The 19613-nt window shown below is 39.5% G+C and carries 16 protein-coding genes and 1 pseudogene; 3 read left to right on the plus strand and 14 right to left on the minus strand.

Annotated features, from left to right (window positions below; translation table 11 throughout):
* Nucleotides 1-40 precede the first annotated feature (40 nt).
* Nucleotides 41-1528 (plus strand): MocR-like pyridoxine biosynthesis transcription factor PdxR, encoded by a 1488-nt coding sequence (pdxR, locus tag PR808_RS00595; protein WP_206084263.1) that lies wholly within the window; start codon nucleotides 41-43, stop codon nucleotides 1526-1528.
* A gap of 101 nt (nucleotides 1529-1629) precedes the next feature.
* Nucleotides 1630-2208 (plus strand): YebB family permuted papain-like enzyme, encoded by a 579-nt coding sequence (locus PR808_RS00600; RefSeq protein WP_206084444.1) that lies wholly within the window; start codon nucleotides 1630-1632, stop codon nucleotides 2206-2208.
* A 65-nt stretch (nucleotides 2209-2273) separates the two neighbouring features.
* On the opposite strand, the gene PR808_RS00605 is transcribed toward PR808_RS00600, so the two are convergent.
* From PR808_RS00605 to PR808_RS00635, 7 genes are all read right to left on the minus strand, one after another.
* A complete protein-coding gene (locus tag PR808_RS00605) occupies nucleotides 2274-2939 on the minus strand; it encodes a CerR family C-terminal domain-containing protein (RefSeq protein ID WP_272538449.1) in 666 nt (221 codons plus the stop codon).
* 21 nt (nucleotides 2940-2960) lie between these two features.
* Complete coding sequence (locus PR808_RS00610) at nucleotides 2961-4226, minus strand: M24 family metallopeptidase (RefSeq protein WP_206084259.1); 1266 nt, start codon at nucleotides 4224-4226, stop codon at nucleotides 2961-2963.
* Nucleotides 4227-4485: 259 nt separating this feature from the next.
* Nucleotides 4486-4833 (minus strand): YajD family HNH nuclease, encoded by a 348-nt coding sequence (yajD, locus tag PR808_RS00615; protein WP_206084257.1) that lies wholly within the window; start codon nucleotides 4831-4833, stop codon nucleotides 4486-4488.
* Nucleotides 4834-4975: 142 nt separating this feature from the next.
* Nucleotides 4976-6007 (minus strand): methionine synthase, encoded by a 1032-nt coding sequence (locus PR808_RS00620; protein ID WP_206084255.1) that lies wholly within the window; start codon nucleotides 6005-6007, stop codon nucleotides 4976-4978.
* 29 nt (nucleotides 6008-6036) lie between these two features.
* Nucleotides 6037-7014 (minus strand): DUF1852 domain-containing protein, encoded by a 978-nt coding sequence (locus PR808_RS00625; protein WP_206084253.1) that lies wholly within the window; start codon nucleotides 7012-7014, stop codon nucleotides 6037-6039.
* 624 nt (nucleotides 7015-7638) lie between these two features.
* Nucleotides 7639-8289, minus strand: a complete 651-nt coding sequence (locus PR808_RS00630) for a hypothetical protein (protein ID WP_272538450.1) — start codon at nucleotides 8287-8289, stop codon at nucleotides 7639-7641.
* Between the two features lie 385 nt (nucleotides 8290-8674).
* Nucleotides 8675-8923, minus strand: coding sequence for an ogr/Delta-like zinc finger family protein (locus PR808_RS00635; protein WP_272538451.1), 249 nt, complete (start codon nucleotides 8921-8923; stop codon nucleotides 8675-8677).
* Nucleotides 8924-9003: 80 nt separating this feature from the next.
* On the opposite strand from PR808_RS00635, the gene PR808_RS00640 reads away from it, so the two are divergent.
* Nucleotides 9004-10371, plus strand: coding sequence for a hypothetical protein (locus tag PR808_RS00640; RefSeq protein WP_272538452.1), 1368 nt, complete (start codon nucleotides 9004-9006; stop codon nucleotides 10369-10371).
* On the opposite strand, the pseudogene PR808_RS00645 reads toward PR808_RS00640, so the two are convergent.
* The 7 genes and pseudogenes from PR808_RS00645 to PR808_RS00680 form a co-directional block, all read right to left on the minus strand.
* Nucleotides 10349-10693 (minus strand): annotated as a pseudogene (locus tag PR808_RS00645) (phage late control D family protein); the annotation flags it as partial. The gene PR808_RS00640 and the pseudogene PR808_RS00645 sit on opposite strands and share 23 nt — an antisense overlap.
* Before the next feature lie 357 nt (nucleotides 10694-11050).
* The gene (ahpF, locus tag PR808_RS00655; protein ID WP_206084251.1) at nucleotides 11051-12625 is read right to left on the minus strand and encodes an alkyl hydroperoxide reductase subunit F; all 1575 of its coding nucleotides are present in this window, start codon (nucleotides 12623-12625) and stop codon (nucleotides 11051-11053) included.
* Nucleotides 12626-12751: 126 nt separating this feature from the next.
* Entirely contained in the window at nucleotides 12752-13315 is a 564-nt protein-coding gene (gene ahpC, locus PR808_RS00660) for an alkyl hydroperoxide reductase subunit C (protein ID WP_272538453.1), read from the minus strand.
* A gap of 186 nt (nucleotides 13316-13501) precedes the next feature.
* Complete coding sequence (locus PR808_RS00665; RefSeq protein WP_272538517.1) at nucleotides 13502-14626, minus strand: ABC transporter permease; 1125 nt, start codon at nucleotides 14624-14626, stop codon at nucleotides 13502-13504.
* A 5-nt stretch (nucleotides 14627-14631) separates the two neighbouring features.
* Nucleotides 14632-17388 (minus strand): ribosome-associated ATPase/putative transporter RbbA, encoded by a 2757-nt coding sequence (rbbA, locus tag PR808_RS00670; RefSeq protein ID WP_206084247.1) that lies wholly within the window; start codon nucleotides 17386-17388, stop codon nucleotides 14632-14634.
* Nucleotides 17385-18455, minus strand: a complete 1071-nt coding sequence (locus PR808_RS00675) for an HlyD family secretion protein (RefSeq protein WP_206084241.1) — start codon at nucleotides 18453-18455, stop codon at nucleotides 17385-17387. Before PR808_RS00675 ends, rbbA begins: the two co-directional genes overlap by 4 nt.
* A gap of 379 nt (nucleotides 18456-18834) precedes the next feature.
* On the minus strand, nucleotides 18835-19311 hold the full coding sequence (locus PR808_RS00680; protein ID WP_206084239.1) for a GNAT family N-acetyltransferase: 477 nt from the start codon (nucleotides 19309-19311) through the stop codon (nucleotides 18835-18837).
* Nucleotides 19312-19613: the final 302 nt, after the last annotated feature.

Consider the following 19613-nt stretch of genomic DNA (forward strand, 5'->3'; position numbering starts at 1 on the left):
TGTATAAGATACACTTTTGTTATTTATTTAGGATCCACTTATGCGACGTAAACAACAAGCTCAGTTTCCATTGCTCCTACTTGATAAGGGATATATAAAAGAAAATGTGTATCACACGATCCGCAATGCAATCTTAGATGGTCGTATAGCTTCAGGTGTGAAACTACCGTCCTCAAGGGCTTTAGCTGAGATGATGTTTATTTCGCGTAACTCAGTCATTGCAGGCTTTGAGAGGTTAATTGATGAAGGCTATTTGTATTCCAAAAAAGGCTCTGGCACTTATGTGTCAGCAAATATTCCTGACGAATTAGTTCGTACAGCATCGACTTCACAAACAATTAAGCAGCCTGAATATAATGCACTTAATCTTAATCCTAAAGTCGCAATATTGACAAGTTTGTGGAATCAATCACGACCAAATACAAAATCGCGCCAAATGTTTAATATTGGTATTGGTTGTGTTGATCAGTTTCCTCATGAACTATGGGGAAGATTATTAGGCCGTGTTTGGCGTAAATCGAAACAAACTATCCCTTTTTTCAATCATCCAGATGGGTTTACGCCCCTTAAGAAATTGCTGGTGGATTATGTTCACTCCACTCGCGGCGTTCACTGCAAAGAGAAACAAATTATCATTGTCAATGGAACCCAACAGGCAATTAACTTAGCTGCGAAAGTACTGTTACAACAAGGTGATAAAGTTTGGCTTGATGACCCAGGCTATGACAGCGCTCGCGCTATTTTAACTGCAGCAGGGGCTGAAGTTTCACCGATACCATCCGATTCCGAAGGCATGGATATCGCTTATGGTGCGAAACACCATGGAGATGCCAAATTAGTTTATACCGCTCCTTCCCATCAATTTCCTTTAGGCACTACATTAAGTCTATCCCGCCGTTTAGCATTGCTTGATTGGGCACAACATAATAATGCATGGATTTTTGAAGATGACTATAACAGCGAGTTTCGTTTTTTATCTAAGCCAATTCAAGCATTACAAGGCTTAGACAACCAGCAAAGAGTCATTTATGCGGGCACATTTTCAAAAATGATGTACCCAGGGTTTCGCTTAGGTTTTTTAATTGTGCCAGAAGTTCTGAGTGAAGCATTTACCATGATGAAATACTACAGTGATAGCCATTGTGGATACCTAGAGCAAGCCTCTCTAGCCCAGTTTATTCAAGAGGGCCACTATGCTCGCCATGTGCGTAAAATACGCAAAATATGCCATGATAGGCAGAACGCGTTTTTCAATGCGATTAACCTGTACCTCCCTCATTTATTTGAAGTACAAATGACAGATTCAGGAATACACACTGTATGTTGGATAAAGGCTGGGTACGATATTAATCTTATACTTGAACAGTGCCGCTTATTAGGTTTTGGTGCACAGCCTTTATCACGATATTGCATTAAAAGTACCAAGCAAAACGCCATTTTATTTGGTTATGCAGCACATACTGAAACTGATATTGTGCACAATGTGAAGTTACTAAGTGAGCAGATGAATAAGATATACCCAAGCTAAACAAAGAAGATTTTACGCTTTTATCTGATAGTCAGATTTTTGCTAAGCTTTATAACTATACCTTAATGATATTCTTTCATTTATATTGAGGTATTGTAATGATGCAAACAAACTACCCCTATGAATATGAAGTGGGTGATATTGTTTTTACCAGTATTGGTACCGAGTTATTTCGTCAAATTGCTTCAGCCTCTTTATGTTGGAGCAACCATGTCGGTATGATCATCGGGCACGATGGTGAAGATTATTTAATTGCCGAAAGCCGTGTGCCTTTATCCACAACCACGACACTTTCACGTTTTATCGCTCGTTCTTCAGATAAGCGTTATAGTGTGCGCCGTTTCGCCAACTCGTTAACACAAGAGCAAAAAAATGCCTTGGTTGCACAAGTCCCTGCCCGTTTAAATAAGTTTTACCATACGGGGTTTAATTATGAGTCGCCAAGGCAATTTTGTTCTAAATTTGTATTTGATATTTACCAATCTGCCTTATCTGTACAAATTGGTGAAATTGAAACGTTTGAAGAATTATTAACAAAGAATCCGAATGCAAAATTAAATTTTTGGAAACTTTGGTTTATTGGTCAAATACCTTGGGAACGCACTACTGTAACGCCCGCCAGTCTGTGGAATCATCCTGAGCTATCGTTAGTTTACCGCAGCCACGAAGATATCCACTAATTGAAGAATAGAATATTAGCGAAGTCACCGAACGTCGCCTAAAAGTGGCTTAGTATACTAAGCCACTATTTCCCTATCATTAAAGCTTGAATTGCCATCAAGCTGATTTGCTGCAATATATCACTCAATAAACGTTCATCAATTTGCTGAGCATTGAGTCGCTTAAGAAAAGGTTTTCGCGCGACAACAAAACCTAATACTTGTCCTATCAATACATGAGCTCGGATAATCGCGGTTTGTTTATCAATGCGATTAATCGTTTGGATCAGCCCTGACAAACGTGTATGGAAAGGTTCGATAAAGTCCCGATAAATAACATCATAATTTTCTGTAGGCTCAAGTTGCTCACGAAGAATAAGCACGGAATAATATTCATGCTTTGGTAATAACAACGCATTCCCTAACCCTGTTATCAATAAACTAATTAACTGATTTGCTTGCGCCTGCTCAATAGGTGTTTGTTGCATAGCTAGTTTAAGCTGTGCATCAAACGCCTGAACATTACTTTCCCGAGATAAATCGCTCGCAATTTTTTGAATAACAGCGCAATAAACACCTAGCTTTCCCCCTAAATGATAGGGAATTGCAGACTGGTTAACACCCGCACTTTCAGCCAATTGTCGCGTACGAACGCCATTGATGCCATGAATCGCAAATTGTTTAATCCCTTCATTAATTAACTTTTCTTTCGTTAACTCTGATGAAAGTATGTTTTTATTTGTGTCATTCATATCTTGCTGTTATTCCTAAAATTATATGTCCGCGCGCATAAGATAAGTAGAATTATTATTCAGTTCAATCCCCCTATCTTTACCGACAACCACTGTGCCACCGAGATTACATAAATGATAGCCAAATGCGCAGTTAGGTTCAAAGGCAAACGTCATCCCTTCCTGCAAAACTAATTCACGCCCTGGATTTGGCAACCGTTCCAATTGACGGTATTTTTGGGCAATAGGTAATGACTCAATACCAGGGGCTGTGCCAAAGCCAATAGGCCCATAAGGATTAATACTGTGGATCAATGGATGTACATGCCACCCCTTCGATTTTAACAGCGGTTTTTCCATTTCATCCACCACTTCACCGAATGTGACCCCCTCTTTAAGGTACTCAACACCAATTTCATAGCATTCCCTTGCAACAGCTGCCGCTTTTTCGATATTGGGATGAATTTTCCCCACCGCAACCGCAGCTTGGTGCTGTGTTTCATACATGCCATACAGAGCAAATATTTCTGTTAACACAATATCACCTTGCTGTATCTTTCGTGGCGTTTGTGAACGGTATTGCCACGCAGGCTGACCCCACCCAATATATTCAGGTCCTGAACCCATCAAAATTTCGGCAGTGAATCCCCCCATAGATAAACATTTCGCGGTGACTGCCGCCGCAATATCCGCCTCTGAATTACCGACAATAGCTGTAGAACGCATCGCTTCACTCATTGCCTCACCTATCATTGCAGCATATTTTACATGCTCAAGTTCTTCTGCACTTTTCACGGAGGCGAGTTGAAAAAACGAGCGGTAAACAGGGACAAAATTTAACTGAGGTAAACGCGCTTTTATTCCCGTCAATGTGTTATACGGCATTGCACCATCGAAATAAAATGGCGGGTAAGGCTCTAACCCCACTACACCAACATTCGCATTTGCAGACACACCTAAATCAACAAATACCTGCGCAATATTACGCCCTGTTTTCCCTACAACTATTTGCTCTGGTGATATCCACTGCCTATCACCTCGCATTTGTGCTTGCATATGATCAGCTACCATCATGGGGGCGAATGTGACTACCAGTGGGGCTTTATCTTGATGGAAGATCACAACCGACCCTAAACGATCATTGGTGAAATAGTGATCAATACAAAACGGTGCGGGTGCCGCTGATTCCCTGTCCCCATAAACCATAAGGACTTCAAGATCATGCAGTTTCATGATTTTCCGCGCAATCCCCCATCGTCTATCGCGTTCTTCAAACGAAAATGGACTTGGTATCGTTAGGTTATTCATCTGTTTCCTCTCTTATTTATATTTAATTCATTTGAATGAATTAAATATAGTCCGCATTGAGAGATAAAGTCAAACCCTTGCTTGACCATTTTGTGCTAATGACTAAATTCTATTTTGATATGCAATCAAATAGTGAAAGATTCTAATCCATTGAAAACAGCTCGCCTAAAACAAAAACGCCTCTTTATCAGAGGCTTAGTTAAAGGCAAATAAGATAAAGCTAAAGACTCTAGCTTATTTTTCGATAGGTGACTTGTTATTATTTTTTCTTGTTTAACATCGATTTCAAATCAGCAAATGGGTTATAAGTTGCCGCTTCGATATCATTTTGTGCATCTTCCCCCGCCACAACATTGGTGCCATACATGTCTGCTTCTGTGTATTTTGAATGCTCATGATCATGGCAAAATAAACATAATAGCTCCCAATTGCTGCCATCTTCAGGGTTATTGGTATGATCATGGTCGATATGGTGAACCGTTAACTCGCGTAAATTAGAATATACAAACTCGCGAGTACAACGTCCACACACCCAAGGGTAAATTTTTAGGGCTTTTTCACGGTAGCCGCTTTCTAAACGTGCGTAGTTTTTAGGGATTAGAGCCATTGCCGACATTCCTATTTCAAAAAATTATTTAATGATAATTCATCTAATATACCTCAAGTTAGACTGAAATAAGAAATCTAAGGCAACAAAAAACCCAGATATTGATTCTGGGTTTCTCTTGATTCGCTATTATTCGAATAGATTACTTATTTAACAGCTCTCTACGGATAATCTCTGCCCCTGCACTTAAGGCATTGAGTTTACCCGTCGCAACTTGGCGCGACAGTGGTGCCATTCCGCAGTTAGTTGATGGATAAAGCTTATCTGCATCCACAAATTGAAGTGCTTTACGCAACGTATTAGCGACCTCTTCTGGCGTTTCGATGACATTACTTGCCACATCAATCGCCCCGACCATCACTTTTTTGCCACGAATGAGCTCAATTAAATCCATTGGAACATGGGAGTTATGGCACTCCAGTGAAATAATATCGATACTCGAAGTCTGCAGCTTAGGGAATGCTTCTTCATATTGGCGCCATTCAGAACCCAACGTTTTCTTCCAGTCTGTATTGGCTTTAATGCCGTATCCATAACAGATATGCACTGCTGTTTCACACTTCAGGCCTTCAATCGCCCTTTCCAGCGCCGCCACCCCCCAATCGTTCACCTCATCAAAAAATACATTAAATGCAGGCTCATCAAACTGAATAATATCAACGCCTGCGGCTTCGAGCTCTTTTGCTTCCTGATTCAGGATCTTAGCAAATTCCCATGCCAGTTTTTCACGGCTTTTATAATGGTTATCATACAACGTATCAATCATAGTCATTGGGCCTGGTAATGCCCATTTAATCGGCTGTTTCGTTAACTGGCGCAAAAATTTAGCATCTTCAACAAAGACTGGTTTTTGACGCTCAACAGCCCCAACTACCGTCGGAACACTCGCATCATAACGATCACGGATTTTAACCACTTCACGCTTTTCAAAATCAACGCCACTGAGATGTTCAATGAATGTAGTCACAAAATGCTGGCGAGTTTGCTCACCATCACTCACAATATCAATCCCAGCACGCAATTGATCTTCGAGGGATAAACGCAGCGCATCTTGTTTCCCTTCAATTAATTCTTCATTTTTTAACTTCCAAGGCGACCAAAGGGTTTCAGGCTGAGCAAGCCAAGAAGGTTTTGGTAAACTGCCAGCGGTAGATGTTGGTAATAATGTTTTCATAATAATTGACCTTAAATTTTTATCATTAATCAAAGTGCGTAGCTAGCAGACCATTGTTCTAGAATATGCTTATAGGGTTCAATAAAATGCTCTTCTGTATATTTCCCCTGTTCAATAGCCAATCGGCTACGTTCTTCGCGGTCATAAACAATTTTTGTTAACGAATAATCTTGGTTCGTTAAACTCGGTTGATAACATTGCCCTGCAACTGAATTTGCATTATAAATTTCTGGGCGATAAATTTTCTGGAATGTTTCCATCGTACTGATCGTACTAATCAGTTCAATATTGCTGTAATCGCTCAGCAAATCTCCCGTAAAATAAAAGGCTAATGGAGCAACACTGTTTTGTGGCATAAAATAACGAACTTGTAATCCCATCTTTTTAAAATATTGATCCGTTAATGAAGCTCCATTTTGCTGATATTCGATACCTAATACTGGGTGCTGATTACCCGTGCGATGGTAAACATCTTTATTTGAGACGCTTAAACAAATAACTGGCGGCTTATTAAAATGTGCTTTGTATTCGTTCGAGTTAACAAAACATTTAAAGATATTTCCATGTAAATCGCCAAATTTTTCAGGAATACTAAAGTTTGTTTGGTCTTTATTGTGATCTAACAATAAAACACTGAAATCATAATCACGGACATAAGAAGAAAAATTATTTCCGACAATTCCCTCTGTACGTTGCCCCGTCTTGTTATCAACGATGTTTGTTTTTAATACCTCAATCACAGGGAAGGTATTGGCATTATTTTCAACACGCATTTCCACAGAAATAATTTCAAGCTCAATTGCATATCGGTCACTTTTCGGGTTATCCCAATAGGCTAACGTATTAAAACGGTTGTTCATCATGGCAAGCGTGTTACGCAAATTTTCTTGACGATTTTTCCCTCTAGCTAAATTAGCAAAGTTAGTTGTGATCCGTGTATTTTCAGAAGGATTATAATTTTCATCAAAAAGACTACTTTTAATCGTAAATGTAAAATTTTTGTTCATCGTCTTGTCGCACCCTAAATTCCAAGATGGAAACTAAATTGACTTCTTGATTTTTTAGAAGTTTTTGTTTCTCATTCATCAATCTTTATGTTGTAAATAAGTTAACTTGTTAGCGTTAATTCATTTATGCCAGAGCCGCTGAATGAGTGAAAGCGACTTAATTTCACTACAACATGAATGAAATTCATGATCATGGATATGACTGGCTTTGTGCAGTATTTAGATCTGTATCACATAATTTAGATTAAAAAGGTATAAGTAAAAAAGATGAGATAAGCCTGGTTATTGATAGGTGTTGAACTTACGAGGAGCCTAGTTTGATATTTCAATGTTCAGAGTTTACACACAAAAAAAAGGCACTCGCCCCCGAGTGCCTTTTGACTACAACTCACTGAATATAAAGTAAATTACACCTATTCAGTGGTTCTGGTACTTGTGCGGATTAGGTAATCAAAGGCGCTAAGTGCGGCGTTCTAAAAGTGAGTTAAATAATTGATTTAAATGGATTTAGTCAATGGTTAATGTCCACATATTGACCACACTTATAAAGCCTCTTTTGACGAGAGGCTTTATTTTTGCTTATTTTTCAATGGGGGGATAGGATTAGATTAATGTAAATCAAAATTAAAAGTACATACTCATAGGTATGCCTTTCCCTACCTCAAGAGCTGCTCTTCCCATCCACGTATCATGAACGATAAATCCATATTTCTCAAAATGCTTTTTAAGTGGTAAATCGGCAGCAGTAAGATATATTTCCGCAATACCCTGTTGCTTACAATACTCTATAGCATTTTCCAGAAGTTCGGCAAAAAGCCCGAGGCCATGATATTCTTGGAAATCATACTTCTGCGGGGTTACTGGTTTATAAGGATTCACCAGTTTTACATCAACGATCATTAAAATGTTAGGGTAAGTATGAGCTAAAATCAGTTCAACCGTTTCTTTATCTTCTAGCTCTGGATCCTGAATTTCTCCATGCACGTATAAAATATCTTTAATAACTTTTTCTTTTATGTGTCTGGATACTTTTTTATACAATAGTGGATTGCTACTCTGACATTCCTTTCCAAATATAAATTTATCTTGGTCAGGATTAACATTACAAAAACGATCCCAAGCCGCAATGCCTATCTGAAAAAGATCATTTGGTTTATTTCTCACAAGGTATTCTATTCGCCCAAGTCCATACTCTGTGAATTTTACCGGCCTAGAAAAACTTTTTAATATTGATTCAGAAGGAAGTATAGAGTTTAATTCTTTTGGATTTTCCATAACCAATGCCTTTTAGTCACCTAATAAAATAAATCAATCCTACACCAAGAAATAAAATATTTCTGTAATTTAATAACGGAGCTATGACATACATCAAAGCTGGTCGTACAAGAGGAAGTAGTTAAAGATGACACCAGCAAATGTACGATAGGTTTTAAATAGCTGTTTTAGTGATGCTATGAGCTAATAATCAGGTAATTATATCTATCGAACATTTAGCTAATCTTGGCTTTAATAGCGCAACTTTGCCATCAGATTATAGTAATTCGTTAGATTTTATATTTGATAAAATCATTGATAGCTTAAAAAGCTATCAATGTTAGTCGATGACGTTAATAAGCAATCTTGATGTACTCTTTGAGTTGGTTAATTCAGATGGAATAGATCAAAACATCTCCATCTGTTTCTCTCCCCGATGTGATTTAGGTAACTTTTCCATCGGGATCTCAAAACCTTCTGGTAACTCTTGTGGAATTGTTTTTGTTAGATAGACCTCCACTGAGGTTATTGTCGTAAAAGAGCAGCCACACAGCATGTTTTGACATTGGTGATAGCTTCTACGGGTTTCACTGCTCATGGATTTACTGGTTTTGGTATAGGTCACAGCACCACACAGGGGACAATTGAACGCCATTTTTTAACCTTGGGTTTGGAGTATGCCTTAAGTTAGGTTAATCTATTCATAACAAAAATCAATTAAAAGGATTTTATTATATGTCTAAAGGTTCATATTCTTCTAAAATCACATTATTGATATCCGTATCTGTCCTTATATCACCCATAATATTATTTATTTATCTTAGTACACTGAATGCTCAAAATTTCTTTTCTTTTTTATTACAAGAGAGCTACTTATTCCCTTATCTGATATTTATTTCTATCGCTTGGTTTGTTTTTACGTTTATATTTTATAGCCTTCCATTTTTAACATTTAAATTTATTAATCTATCCATTGAAATAACCAATGATAATAATATAAAGCAAAACTTTAGATTATCTATTTGGAGTTATTTATTATCAATATGTATAAGTCCAATTGTAATATTTTCTATGATTTATTTAACGGTGGATCATCCCAAATATGTGACACTCATGGCATTCATGACATTTATAGTAATGGTGCTACTAATATTACGATACAAGAACAATGTTAAAATCATAAAAATAAAATTAAATTTTTACAAAATTCTTTTATACAAAGCTATTAGTATTTTATTTTTAACAATTGTTTTTATTATGGTTTATAATTATTTTAGCGAGAAAAAATATCATTTAGCATCTGTGCCTTACTTTCTTTGCCTTTCATTTGTACTAACCGAAACTGTTTTTAATTTCAAAAAAGCCCAAAAAGCATTATTCAGCTTAGTAAAAAAGACCTTCCAAACAATAACAAAAATACCTTATTTCATGACACACCCTAATGAATTTAAAGATATTTTTAGAAGTAAAAAAGGCAACAACCGAATAACAAATCGTGATAGATTTATAATGCTATTATTGTTTTCACTGCTTATCATTCCTATGTCTATACTATCTATCTCTGCATTAGTAAATAACCTTGATGGTGAAATGCAATTAGAAGATGCTTTCATACCATTTGTTAGCTTGTGCCTTATCTTATATACAATTCCAAACGTGATACTTTTACTCCCAAACATTGGAATCATAAAAAAGACTGTTTATCTCTCACTGTATTTAATATTTTTATCCTTCACCACTAATATTCTTAACCTTCTGGCTTATAAAACCTTTGACTCCATACATTTCATTAATAAAAACAAAATCGAAATAACAGCAAAAAAATGGCATGATGCTGACACACCTATTCCTGCAACACTGAATAAAATTCAAATGACTGCTTTCAATGCATTTCAAACACCAACGCATTCTATCTTTTGTAACTATGATGATATTAAATCATTAACCACAAGAATTGAATTTGATTTCTTTAGACCTGAAAAAACTCCCCCTAAATGTATATTTGTCAACAATGACGATGTAAGTCTAGTTGAAAAGGATAAGTTTATAATATTAACCGAACCTCTAATGAGTTTACTCCTCATTCAATACCAACATCTTTGATCCTTATTTCTAGCTCCAAACTTGTGATAAAGCCGTGACTATCGATTTGATGAACAACTCGGCTAATCACCCACTGGTGACTATCTATTGTCGGTTTAAAGCCTGTCACGGTCACTGGCATCTCAGGATAAAGATCTGCGCGCCCCTCGGCCAAGGTAATATTAAATTCTGCTACGCCCCTTTGTAATTTTGACCACTTGGCCGCAGCGGCACGTTTAGCGGATTGTTCGTTTTTAAAGGTTTGTCGCATCACAAAAACGTTACCCTCGGCACCCTCGATGTAATCGCCCTCTTTTTTGCTCGACTTCTCTTTTTTGGGCTTTTATTAGTTGCTGCAGTATTAGCTGCGTTAGCGGTAGCTTGTGCATCTGTACCCGCTTTTTTTGCATCCGCGACTTTAGTGTCGGTTTCTGCTTTGGTATAAGCGCCCACATCACCAGCACTTAAAGTAATATCAGCGCTCAACGGCTTATTAGTTAGCTTAATAGACTGTTCGTTTTAGGATGATTTTGACGACGAAAAACGAAGCAAATTTAACTTTTGCATGTCCACAAATTGTCCACACTTGAACACTTTTAGGCACTTTTGAGCCTTTTCTGTACAGATTATGCACAAAAAAAAGGCACTCGCCCCCGAGTGCCTTTTGACTACAACTCACTGAATATAAAGTAAATTACATCTATTCAGCGGTTCTGGTACTTGTGCGGATTAGGTAATCAAATGCGCTAAGTGCGGCCTTTGCCCCTTCTCCAGCAGAGATGATAATTTGCTTGTAAGGCACTGTTGTACAATCCCCTGCTGCGAAAATGCCTTTCACACTGGTTTCATTACGTGCGTCGATTTCAATCTCGCCCATACGGTTTCTTGCAACTGTATCACCTAACCAATTGGTATTTGGCAATAAACCGATTTGTACGAATGCACCTGCAACCTCTAAAGAATGCACACTTTCGTCTGTACGGTCTTTATACTCAAGGCTAGTCATTTTGCTACCGTCACCTTTTACTTCAAGGGTTTGGGCATTTACAATAATATCGACATTCTTCAAGCTACGTGCTTTTTGTTGTAATACAGAATCTGCTTTAAGTTCTGGCGCAAACTCAAGCACAGTGACATGCTCAACCACACCCGCTAAATCAATGGCAGCTTCAATACCTGAGTTACCACCACCAATAACTGCAACGCGTTTGCCCTTAAACAACGGACCGTCACAGTGTGGGCAGAATGTCACCCCTTTGGTGCGATACTCTTGTTCACCAGGAACGCCCATGTTTCTCCAACGCGCACCTGTCGAAATAATAATACTGCGTGATTTTAAAATACCACCAGATGCTGTTTCGATTTGGTGTAAACCACCTTCTTCAGCGGCTGGGATCAGTTTAGCCACTGATTGACCATCAATCACATCAACATCATAGCTATCAACGTGGTTTTTCAACGCGCCAGCAAAAATGGCACCTTCCGTTTTGATAACGGAAATATAGTTTTCAATATCAACGGTATCCATCACTTGGCCACCAAAGCGCTCACCGATAACACCTGTGCGGATACCTTTACGTGCGGTGTAAATTGCAGCTGATGCGCCCGCGGGACCACTACCAATCACTAACACTTCAAAAGGTTCACGTTCAGTCAATGACTTAGCGGCACGTGCATCTGCGTTAGTATCAACTTTGCTGACAATTTCACTCAATGTCATACGGCCTTGGCCAAATTCTTTGCCATTTAGGTAAACGGCTGGAACGCCCATCACGTTACGCTCATCAATTTCATGTTGGAAAAGCGCACCATCAATGGCGGTATGGCTGATATTTGGGTTTAAAACTGCCATTAAATTCAATGCCTGAACAACGTCAGGGCAGTTATGGCAAGATAATGAATAATATGTTTCGAATTGGAACTCGCCTTCAAGGCCTTTTACTTGTTCCAATAACTCTTGCGCTTCTTTCGATGGATGCCCACCAATTTGCAATAGTGCTAGCACAAGAGAGGTAAATTCGTGTCCCAGTGGCGATCCTGCAAAACGCAAACCACTATCAATACCTGGGTTAGTAATTAAAAATGATGGCGTTCTTATCGCACTGTTACGTTCTTCACGTACACTCACTTTGTCAGACAACGATGCAATTTGATCGAGCAATTGCTTAATTTCGTTTGATTTTTGGCTGTCGTCTAAATTGGCAACTAATTCAACGGGTTTAGTTAAACGTTCTAAATAGGCTTTTAATTGGGCCTGTAAATTGTTGTCGAGCATGTAATCCCCTTTAATTTTAATCCTAAAATCGGGTACATATACCCGCCATACTGCAAGTTACAGGCAAGGCATCATTGCACTAAATGCCTGTAACTCGAGTCATCTAATATTCAATCAAAAGATTAATTAGATTTTGCCGACTAAATCTAAAGATGGAGACAATGTTGCATCACCTTCTTTCCATTTAGCTGGGCAAACTTCACCTGGGTGGCTTGCAACGTACTGAGCCGCTTTCACTTTACGCAGTAAGTCTGCTGCATCACGACCAATACCTTCAGCAGTGATTTCAATCGCTTGGATAATACCTTGAGGGTCAACGACAAATGTACCACGGTCTGCTAAGCCTTCAGCTTCACGCATGTTTTCAAAGTTACGCGTTAATGCGCCTGTTGGATCGCCGATCATCGCATATTTGATTTTACCAATAGTGTCTGAGCTTGCGTGCCATGCTTTATGTGTAAAGTGTGTGTCGGTAGAAACAGAGAAAATTTCAACACCTAATTTTTGGAATTCTTCGTAGTGGTCTGCAATGTCACCCAGTTCAGTTGGGCAAACAAACGTAAAGTCAGCTGGATAAAAGAAGAAAACACTCCATTTACCCGCAACGTCTTTTTCAGAAACTTCGATGAATTTGCCATCTTTAAATGCTTGGTTAGTAAAAGGTTTGATTTGAGTATTAATTAATGACATATGATGTTCTCCTGTTTGGTTGCCTATTAAGTTACTGTTTTACAGCGACTTAATCCAATCAGTACGCGCTATCGATTTGATAGGCATAATCTAATCATTTATTAATAATTGATAGGCAAATCATTAAAACGCTTACTGAGGCATTCAGCAAGCGTTTTCTTTTTAGGTAGGCAATTTAGGATGTTATTACGCCATTGTGGCAATGGTTTTGCGAAAACGAATTAGGGCGAGTGCAAAGAAAACACTGCCAATAACCAGTAAAATAGCAAACTGTGACCAAACAATCTGGAAGCCTGCTCCGCGATACAAGATAGCCTGTGCAAGGCTCACAAAGTGGGTGGTCGGCATCGTTAACATAATATCTTGCACTAATTGTGGCATACTTTCCCGCGCCGTCATCCCACCAGAAAGCATATTCAATGGCAATAAGACTAAAATCATTAATAACCCAAACTGTGGCATTGAACGGGCGATTGTCCCCATAAAAATACCTATGGATGTTGTCGCAAAAAGACTTAAAGCAACGCCACACATAAAGAGCAAAATCGAGCCTTCGATTGGGACTTGCAACAGTGTCTTCACCACTAGCATCAATGAAACTCCTGATGCAATCAGCACCACCAATCCCATTGACCATATTTTAGACATCATGATCTCAAAAGGCGTCAATGGCATCACCATTAGATGCTCAACCGTGCCATGCTCTCGTTCACGGATCAACGCTGCCCCCGTTAAAACAATCGATAACATAGTGATATTGTTAATAATTGCCATCACGGAACCAAACCACGATTGGGTTAGGTTAGGATTAAAGCGCATCCGTACTTCCAAATCAACAGGCAAGCTCGCATTACTGCGGTATTTCGCTAAGAACTCATTGACCTCACCAAGGGTAATATTTTGAATATAACTATTCCCTAAAAATGCTTGGCTCATACGTGTTGCGTCAATATTCACTTGAATTTCAGGGCTCCTACCCGCTAAGACATCCCGTTGAAAATTAGGCGGAATATCCAAGGCAAAAGTATATGAACCTCGGTTAAGCAAGCCATCTATTTGATCAGGCGTAATATCCGCAGGCGGTAAAAAATAAGGGGCATAGAAGCTATTAATAATCCGGTTTGATAACTGCGACTTATCTTGGTCTGCAATGGCTATCGGGGCGTTATGTAAAGACCCTGGTGTCACCGTTGCGGATGAATAAATCGAAACCGTAAAAGCAAAAACAATCAAAGCCAGCATTGCTTTGTCACGCCCTAAGCTTCGTAACTCCTTAACACCTAAATTAAAGATATTTTGAATTTTACGTATCATCATTAGGACTCCTGTTTTTTCAGGAACAATACACTCAGCCCGATGACAAGAGGAACTGTAATCAACAACGGGATAAATGATGCCTGTAAATCAAACAAGTTAAGGCCTTTGGAGAAAGTCCCTCGCGTGATAGTGAGAAAGTGTGAGGTTGGATAAACCATGCCCACCCAACGCCCTATTCCCTCTAATGATGAAACTGGGTCAATCATTCCAGAAAACTGTGTTGCGGGAATTAATGTGATGATCGACGTACCAAAAATGGCCGCGATTTGGCTTTTCATGAAGCAAGAGATGAGTAATCCAATCCCTGTTGCAATACTAACGTACAAAAATGCAGCCAAGGTCAACGTTAAAAAACTGCCTTTAAATTCCACACCAAAAATATACACCGACAAAATACAAAGCAGTACAAAGTTAAACATCCCCAATAAAATGTAGGGGAGCTGTTTGCCCAGTAAAAACTCTAATTTGGTGATCGGGGTGACATAAAGGTTAATAATTGAACCCAACTCTTTTTCACGCACCACACTTAATGCACTTAACATTGCTGGAATCATCATTAATAACAATGGGATAACGGCAGGAACAATCGCAGGTAAACTGCGTACGTCAGGGTTATAACGATACCGCGTTTCTATATCAATAGCAGGCATACCTGCTACCCCTACAGGCTGCCTAGCCGCCATGGTACTTAACCATGCAAGGTGCATTGCTTGAACATAACCGCGAACCGTTTCTGCACGATTTGGCATTGCACCATCAATCCAAACACCGATTTTCACATTACTTCCACGGGCAATATCACGAGCAAAATTTGGGGGTATTTCAATAGCGACAGTGATTTGACCACTGCGCATGCCTTCTTCAAGTGCGTCATAATCTTGAAGAGGTGGCTGTTCAATAAAATAACGGGAACCTGCAAGGTTTAACGTATAACCTTGGCTTAAGCCTGTCTGGTCACGGTCTAGCACAGAAAAACGTAAGTTTTCAACGTCCATACTGATCCCGTAGCCCATAATAAACATCAAGATCACCGTACCAAGCAAAGCAAGTGTGGAGCGCACTGGGTCTCGCCGCAACTCCATGCCTTCACGGATGGAATAGCTGAATAAGCGACGTAAACTAAAGCGTTTTTTTAAGGCTTCTGTGGCTTGCTCTTTTAGCTCTGGATCAACATGGAACTCAGGTGCGGTTTCGGTTCCTTGTCCTGCATCACCCACGGCATCTTGTAAATAAGCAATAAAGGTTTCCTCGAGTGTCGCCAAACCGCGCTTTTTGGTGAGATTAACTGGGGTATCGCAGTCAAGTACCTTACCTGCGTGCATTAAGGATATACGGTCACAGCGCTCCGCTTCGTTCATAAAGTGCGTAGAGATAAATATTGTGACACCGTCACGTCTTGATAGATCAACCATTAAATTCCAGAACATGTCTCTGGCTACAGGGTCAACACCCGATGTGGGTTCATCCAGTATTAGCATCTCGGGTTCGTGGATCACCGCAACCGCTAAAGATAAGCGCTGGCGTATACCTAATGGTAAATCATCAGGCATCGTATCCCTGACTTCATCAAGTTCAAACCGTTGGCACATGTCATCAACACGACGAGCAATTTTGTCTTCTGGAATATGAAACAGTTTTGCATGTAAAACTAAGTTTTGTTCCACACTCAGTTCGCTATACAGAGAAAAAGCCTGTGACATATAACCAACTCGTTTACGCGTTTCGATATCCTTCGGGTCAATTTCTTGCCCAAATAACCAAGCCTGCCCTTCACTCGCCTGCAAAAGCCCAGTCAGCATTTTCATCGTTGTTGATTTACCGCAACCGTTTGAACCTAAAAAACCGAATATTTCCCCTTTTGGGATCTTAAAATTCACGTGGTCAACAGCAACGAAATTGCCAAAACGCATCGTTAAATCTTGCGCTTCAATTGCGATAACATCATCTTTTGAGGTGTCTCTCGGAGGGATCACCACTTTCTTGTGGCCACTGCGTTTTTCTTCTGGCAATAGTTCAATGAAAGCCGCTTCTAGATCATCACATCGTGTTTGGGCTTTTAATTCCGATGCATGCCCTGTCGCTAATACTTTTCCATCATCCATTGCCACCAGCCAATCGAATCTCTCCGCTTCCTCCATATAGGCTGTTGCCACTAATACACTCATATTAGTTTGACGCAAACGGATACGATCAATGAGATCCCAAAACTGAGCACGTGATAAGGGGTCAACCCCTGTGGTAGGCTCATCAAGAATTAACAAGTCTGGATCATGGATTAATGCACAACATAAACCAAGTTTTTGTTTCATGCCCCCTGATAATTTACCCGCAGGTCTGTCTTTAAACGGCGCTAACCCCGTACTTTCAAGTAGATCCTGAATGCGATATTCCCTTTCCGCCTTTGATTGGCCAAATAAACGACCGAAAAAGTCGACGTTTTCATACACGGATAAGGTATGGTAGAGGTTTTTACCAAGCCCTTGCGGCATGTAGGCAATTCGAGGGCATACTGCGCGACGGTGTTCAGCATCATTCATATCGCCATCAAGTACAAACACATTACCTTGTTGAATAGCCCGCGCCCCTGCTATCAACGAAATCAAGCTGGATTTCCCCACACCATCAGGCCCTATCAACCCAACCATCTTGCGAGCTGGAATCGACAGCACAATGTCATCCAATGCACAATTTTCACCATAATGCTGGCTGACATGCTGTATATCAATGATCACATCATCCATCAGTTTATTGGTCATTGTGGTAATCTCACCTCAAGTTCAGTAGGCCAAGATTCATTTGAGTCCAAACGGACATAAGCTTTACCTGGTAGACCTGTTTTCACATATTCAAGGTGTTGTTCGAGTAATTCAGGGGAGATACGCGCACGAACGCGGAACATCAGTTTTAAGCGTTCATTTTGTGTTTCAACGGTTTTGGGTGTGAACTGGGCAACACTGGCAACAAAGGTCGTTTTAGCAGGAATAACAATATTAGGTGCAGCATCAAGAATAATGTGCACATCGCTTCCCAGAGCCACTTTTCCTGCATCTTCTGTTGGCAAGAAGAACGTCATGTATACATCACTTAAATCCACCATATTCAATACTCGCCCCCCAGCGCCAAGGACTTCTCCAGGCTCTGCAACACGGTATTGAATACGCCCATTACGAGGGGCTTTTAAAATACTGTCGTCTAAGTCAGCCATGATGCGGCGCTCTGTAGCGGTTGCTGCATCGACTCGGTTTTTAGCTTGAACAATGCCAGCACTTGCAGAGTCAATCGCAGATGTTGCTGCAGCAACTTGGGCTTTTGATGCTTCTAAAGCTGCACGTGAGCCCTGCATTTGCGCGGTATCATCATCAACCTGTTGCTGAGAAACCGCTTTAGTTCTCACCAATGCTCTTGAACGATTAAGACGCTTTTGTGCGGCATCAAGTTCAGCTTCGCGTTGGCGTACCACTGCCTGAGCGGCTACTTTTTCACTTTTGCGTTGAGCAAGCGCAGACTCTGCGGTGGTGACAGCACTAATCGCTTGGCGTAATTGTGCTTGGACTTCATGGAGTTGTTCTTGAAGCGCACGAGTATCCATACGGGCTAATTCTTGCCCTTCTTTGACAAAATCCCCTTCTCTTACATTGATGGTTTCAATTCGACCTGCAGTTTTAGTCGCAATATCAATCTCTGTCGCTTCTATGCGCCCATTACTTTGCGCAAAACCAGAGGGTAACCCACCTGAATTTATGCTCCAGTAGTAAAAACCACCAGCTGCAATAATGAGTATTAAAATGATGTAAAAAGATATTTTTTGCTTATTTATTTTCATACCATCCCTTTTCCATTAAATGAGAAAACAATGAACAACAATTATTTTTATTAACCTGGTGAAATTAATAAAGCCATATAATTGTTAATATGCGAAATAAATACGGCCAAATACGAAAAAACAAAATTATATTTTTAAAATAGGTTAAATCAGTGTCATTGCTATTCAACTATCAGCTATCTATCTAATTTAACGGAAGTTTATCAAAATTTGGATTAAGTATAGTTGCCTTGCATCACAAAAAATCAGAATAAATTAACAAAATTCATCAGAAGGCATTAATTGTACAACTTTAGATGAAAGAATATAAAAACAAAGCCAGTAAATTTATTTTACTGGCTTTTTCAAACAAACTTTATATTCGTTTAATTATTAGCGATTAACGTGCAAACTCTGCAATTGTTTTTTCATCCATACGGTAACGAACCCATTCATCTTGTGGTTGCGCGCCGATGCTTTTATAAAAATCAATTGCTGGTTGATTCCAGTCTAAAACACTCCATTCAAGACGTTGGCACTTCCTTTCTACGGCTAATACAGCGATATGTTTTAGCAGTTTTTTTCCTGCACCTGCGCCACGAAAATCGGGAGATACATAGAGATCTTCCAAGTAAATACCGTTATTACCTAACCAAGTTGAATAGCTAGTAAAGAAAACCGCATACCCTGCAGGTTTATCATCCACATAACAAATAAGGGCTTCTGTTTTAGAATCTGCGCCAAATAGTGAATTTTCGATATCAGCAACACTGGCCTTAACTTCATGACGAGCTTTTTCATACTCTGCTAATTCAATTATCATCGTTAAAATCAATGTAGCATCTTGCATTGTTGCTGGCTTTATTTCTACGTTCATTTGCGGCTCTCTTGTTATTTGAACGGCAATTTTATGCCTTACATCTTGAACGCCCAACACTTAGCAATTTAATTCATATGAACTCACACGATATAAGCGATATTTATACCTGTAATCCTACCTATTACTACAACCGTTATGAAAAAACGCATTTCTGGATTTTGATCCTTCCCCTATGTTTGTTATGATTCGTACATTGTTCAACCTAACGAAAAATAAGGAGGCTAATTTATGCTGTTGTGTGATCTCATTGAATACTCACACTTCTTTGGTAATCGCCAGAGCTCAGGCTTTCACAGTTT

The organism is Providencia sp. PROV197 (assembly GCF_028479625.1).
In the GTDB taxonomy this organism is placed as follows: domain Bacteria; phylum Pseudomonadota; class Gammaproteobacteria; order Enterobacterales; family Enterobacteriaceae; genus Providencia; species Providencia vermicola.

Coding starts and splice junctions, on each gene's coding strand:
- pdxR (WP_206084263.1), top strand. CDS start 41: ATGCGACGTAAACAACAAGCTCAGTTTCCATTGCTCCTACTTGATAAG.
- PR808_RS00600 (WP_206084444.1), top strand. CDS start 1,630: ATGCAAACAAACTACCCCTATGAATATGAAGTGGGTGATATTGTTTTT.
- PR808_RS00605 (WP_272538449.1), bottom strand. CDS start 2,939: ATGAATGACACAAATAAAAACATACTTTCATCAGAGTTAACGAAAGAA.
- PR808_RS00610 (WP_206084259.1), bottom strand. CDS start 4,226: ATGAATAACCTAACGATACCAAGTCCATTTTCGTTTGAAGAACGCGAT.
- yajD (WP_206084257.1), bottom strand. CDS start 4,833: ATGGCTCTAATCCCTAAAAACTACGCACGTTTAGAAAGCGGCTACCGT.
- PR808_RS00620 (WP_206084255.1), bottom strand. CDS start 6,007: ATGAAAACATTATTACCAACATCTACCGCTGGCAGTTTACCAAAACCT.
- PR808_RS00625 (WP_206084253.1), bottom strand. CDS start 7,014: ATGAACAAAAATTTTACATTTACGATTAAAAGTAGTCTTTTTGATGAA.
- PR808_RS00630 (WP_272538450.1), bottom strand. CDS start 8,289: ATGGAAAATCCAAAAGAATTAAACTCTATACTTCCTTCTGAATCAATA.
- PR808_RS00635 (WP_272538451.1), bottom strand. CDS start 8,923: ATGGCGTTCAATTGTCCCCTGTGTGGTGCTGTGACCTATACCAAAACC.
- PR808_RS00640 (WP_272538452.1), top strand. CDS start 9,004: ATGTCTAAAGGTTCATATTCTTCTAAAATCACATTATTGATATCCGTA.
- ahpF (WP_206084251.1), bottom strand. CDS start 12,625: ATGCTCGACAACAATTTACAGGCCCAATTAAAAGCCTATTTAGAACGT.
- ahpC (WP_272538453.1), bottom strand. CDS start 13,315: ATGTCATTAATTAATACTCAAATCAAACCTTTTACTAACCAAGCATTT.
- rbbA (WP_206084247.1), bottom strand. CDS start 17,388: ATGACCAATAAACTGATGGATGATGTGATCATTGATATACAGCATGTC.
- PR808_RS00675 (WP_206084241.1), bottom strand. CDS start 18,455: ATGAAAATAAATAAGCAAAAAATATCTTTTTACATCATTTTAATACTC.
- PR808_RS00680 (WP_206084239.1), bottom strand. CDS start 19,311: ATGAACGTAGAAATAAAGCCAGCAACAATGCAAGATGCTACATTGATT.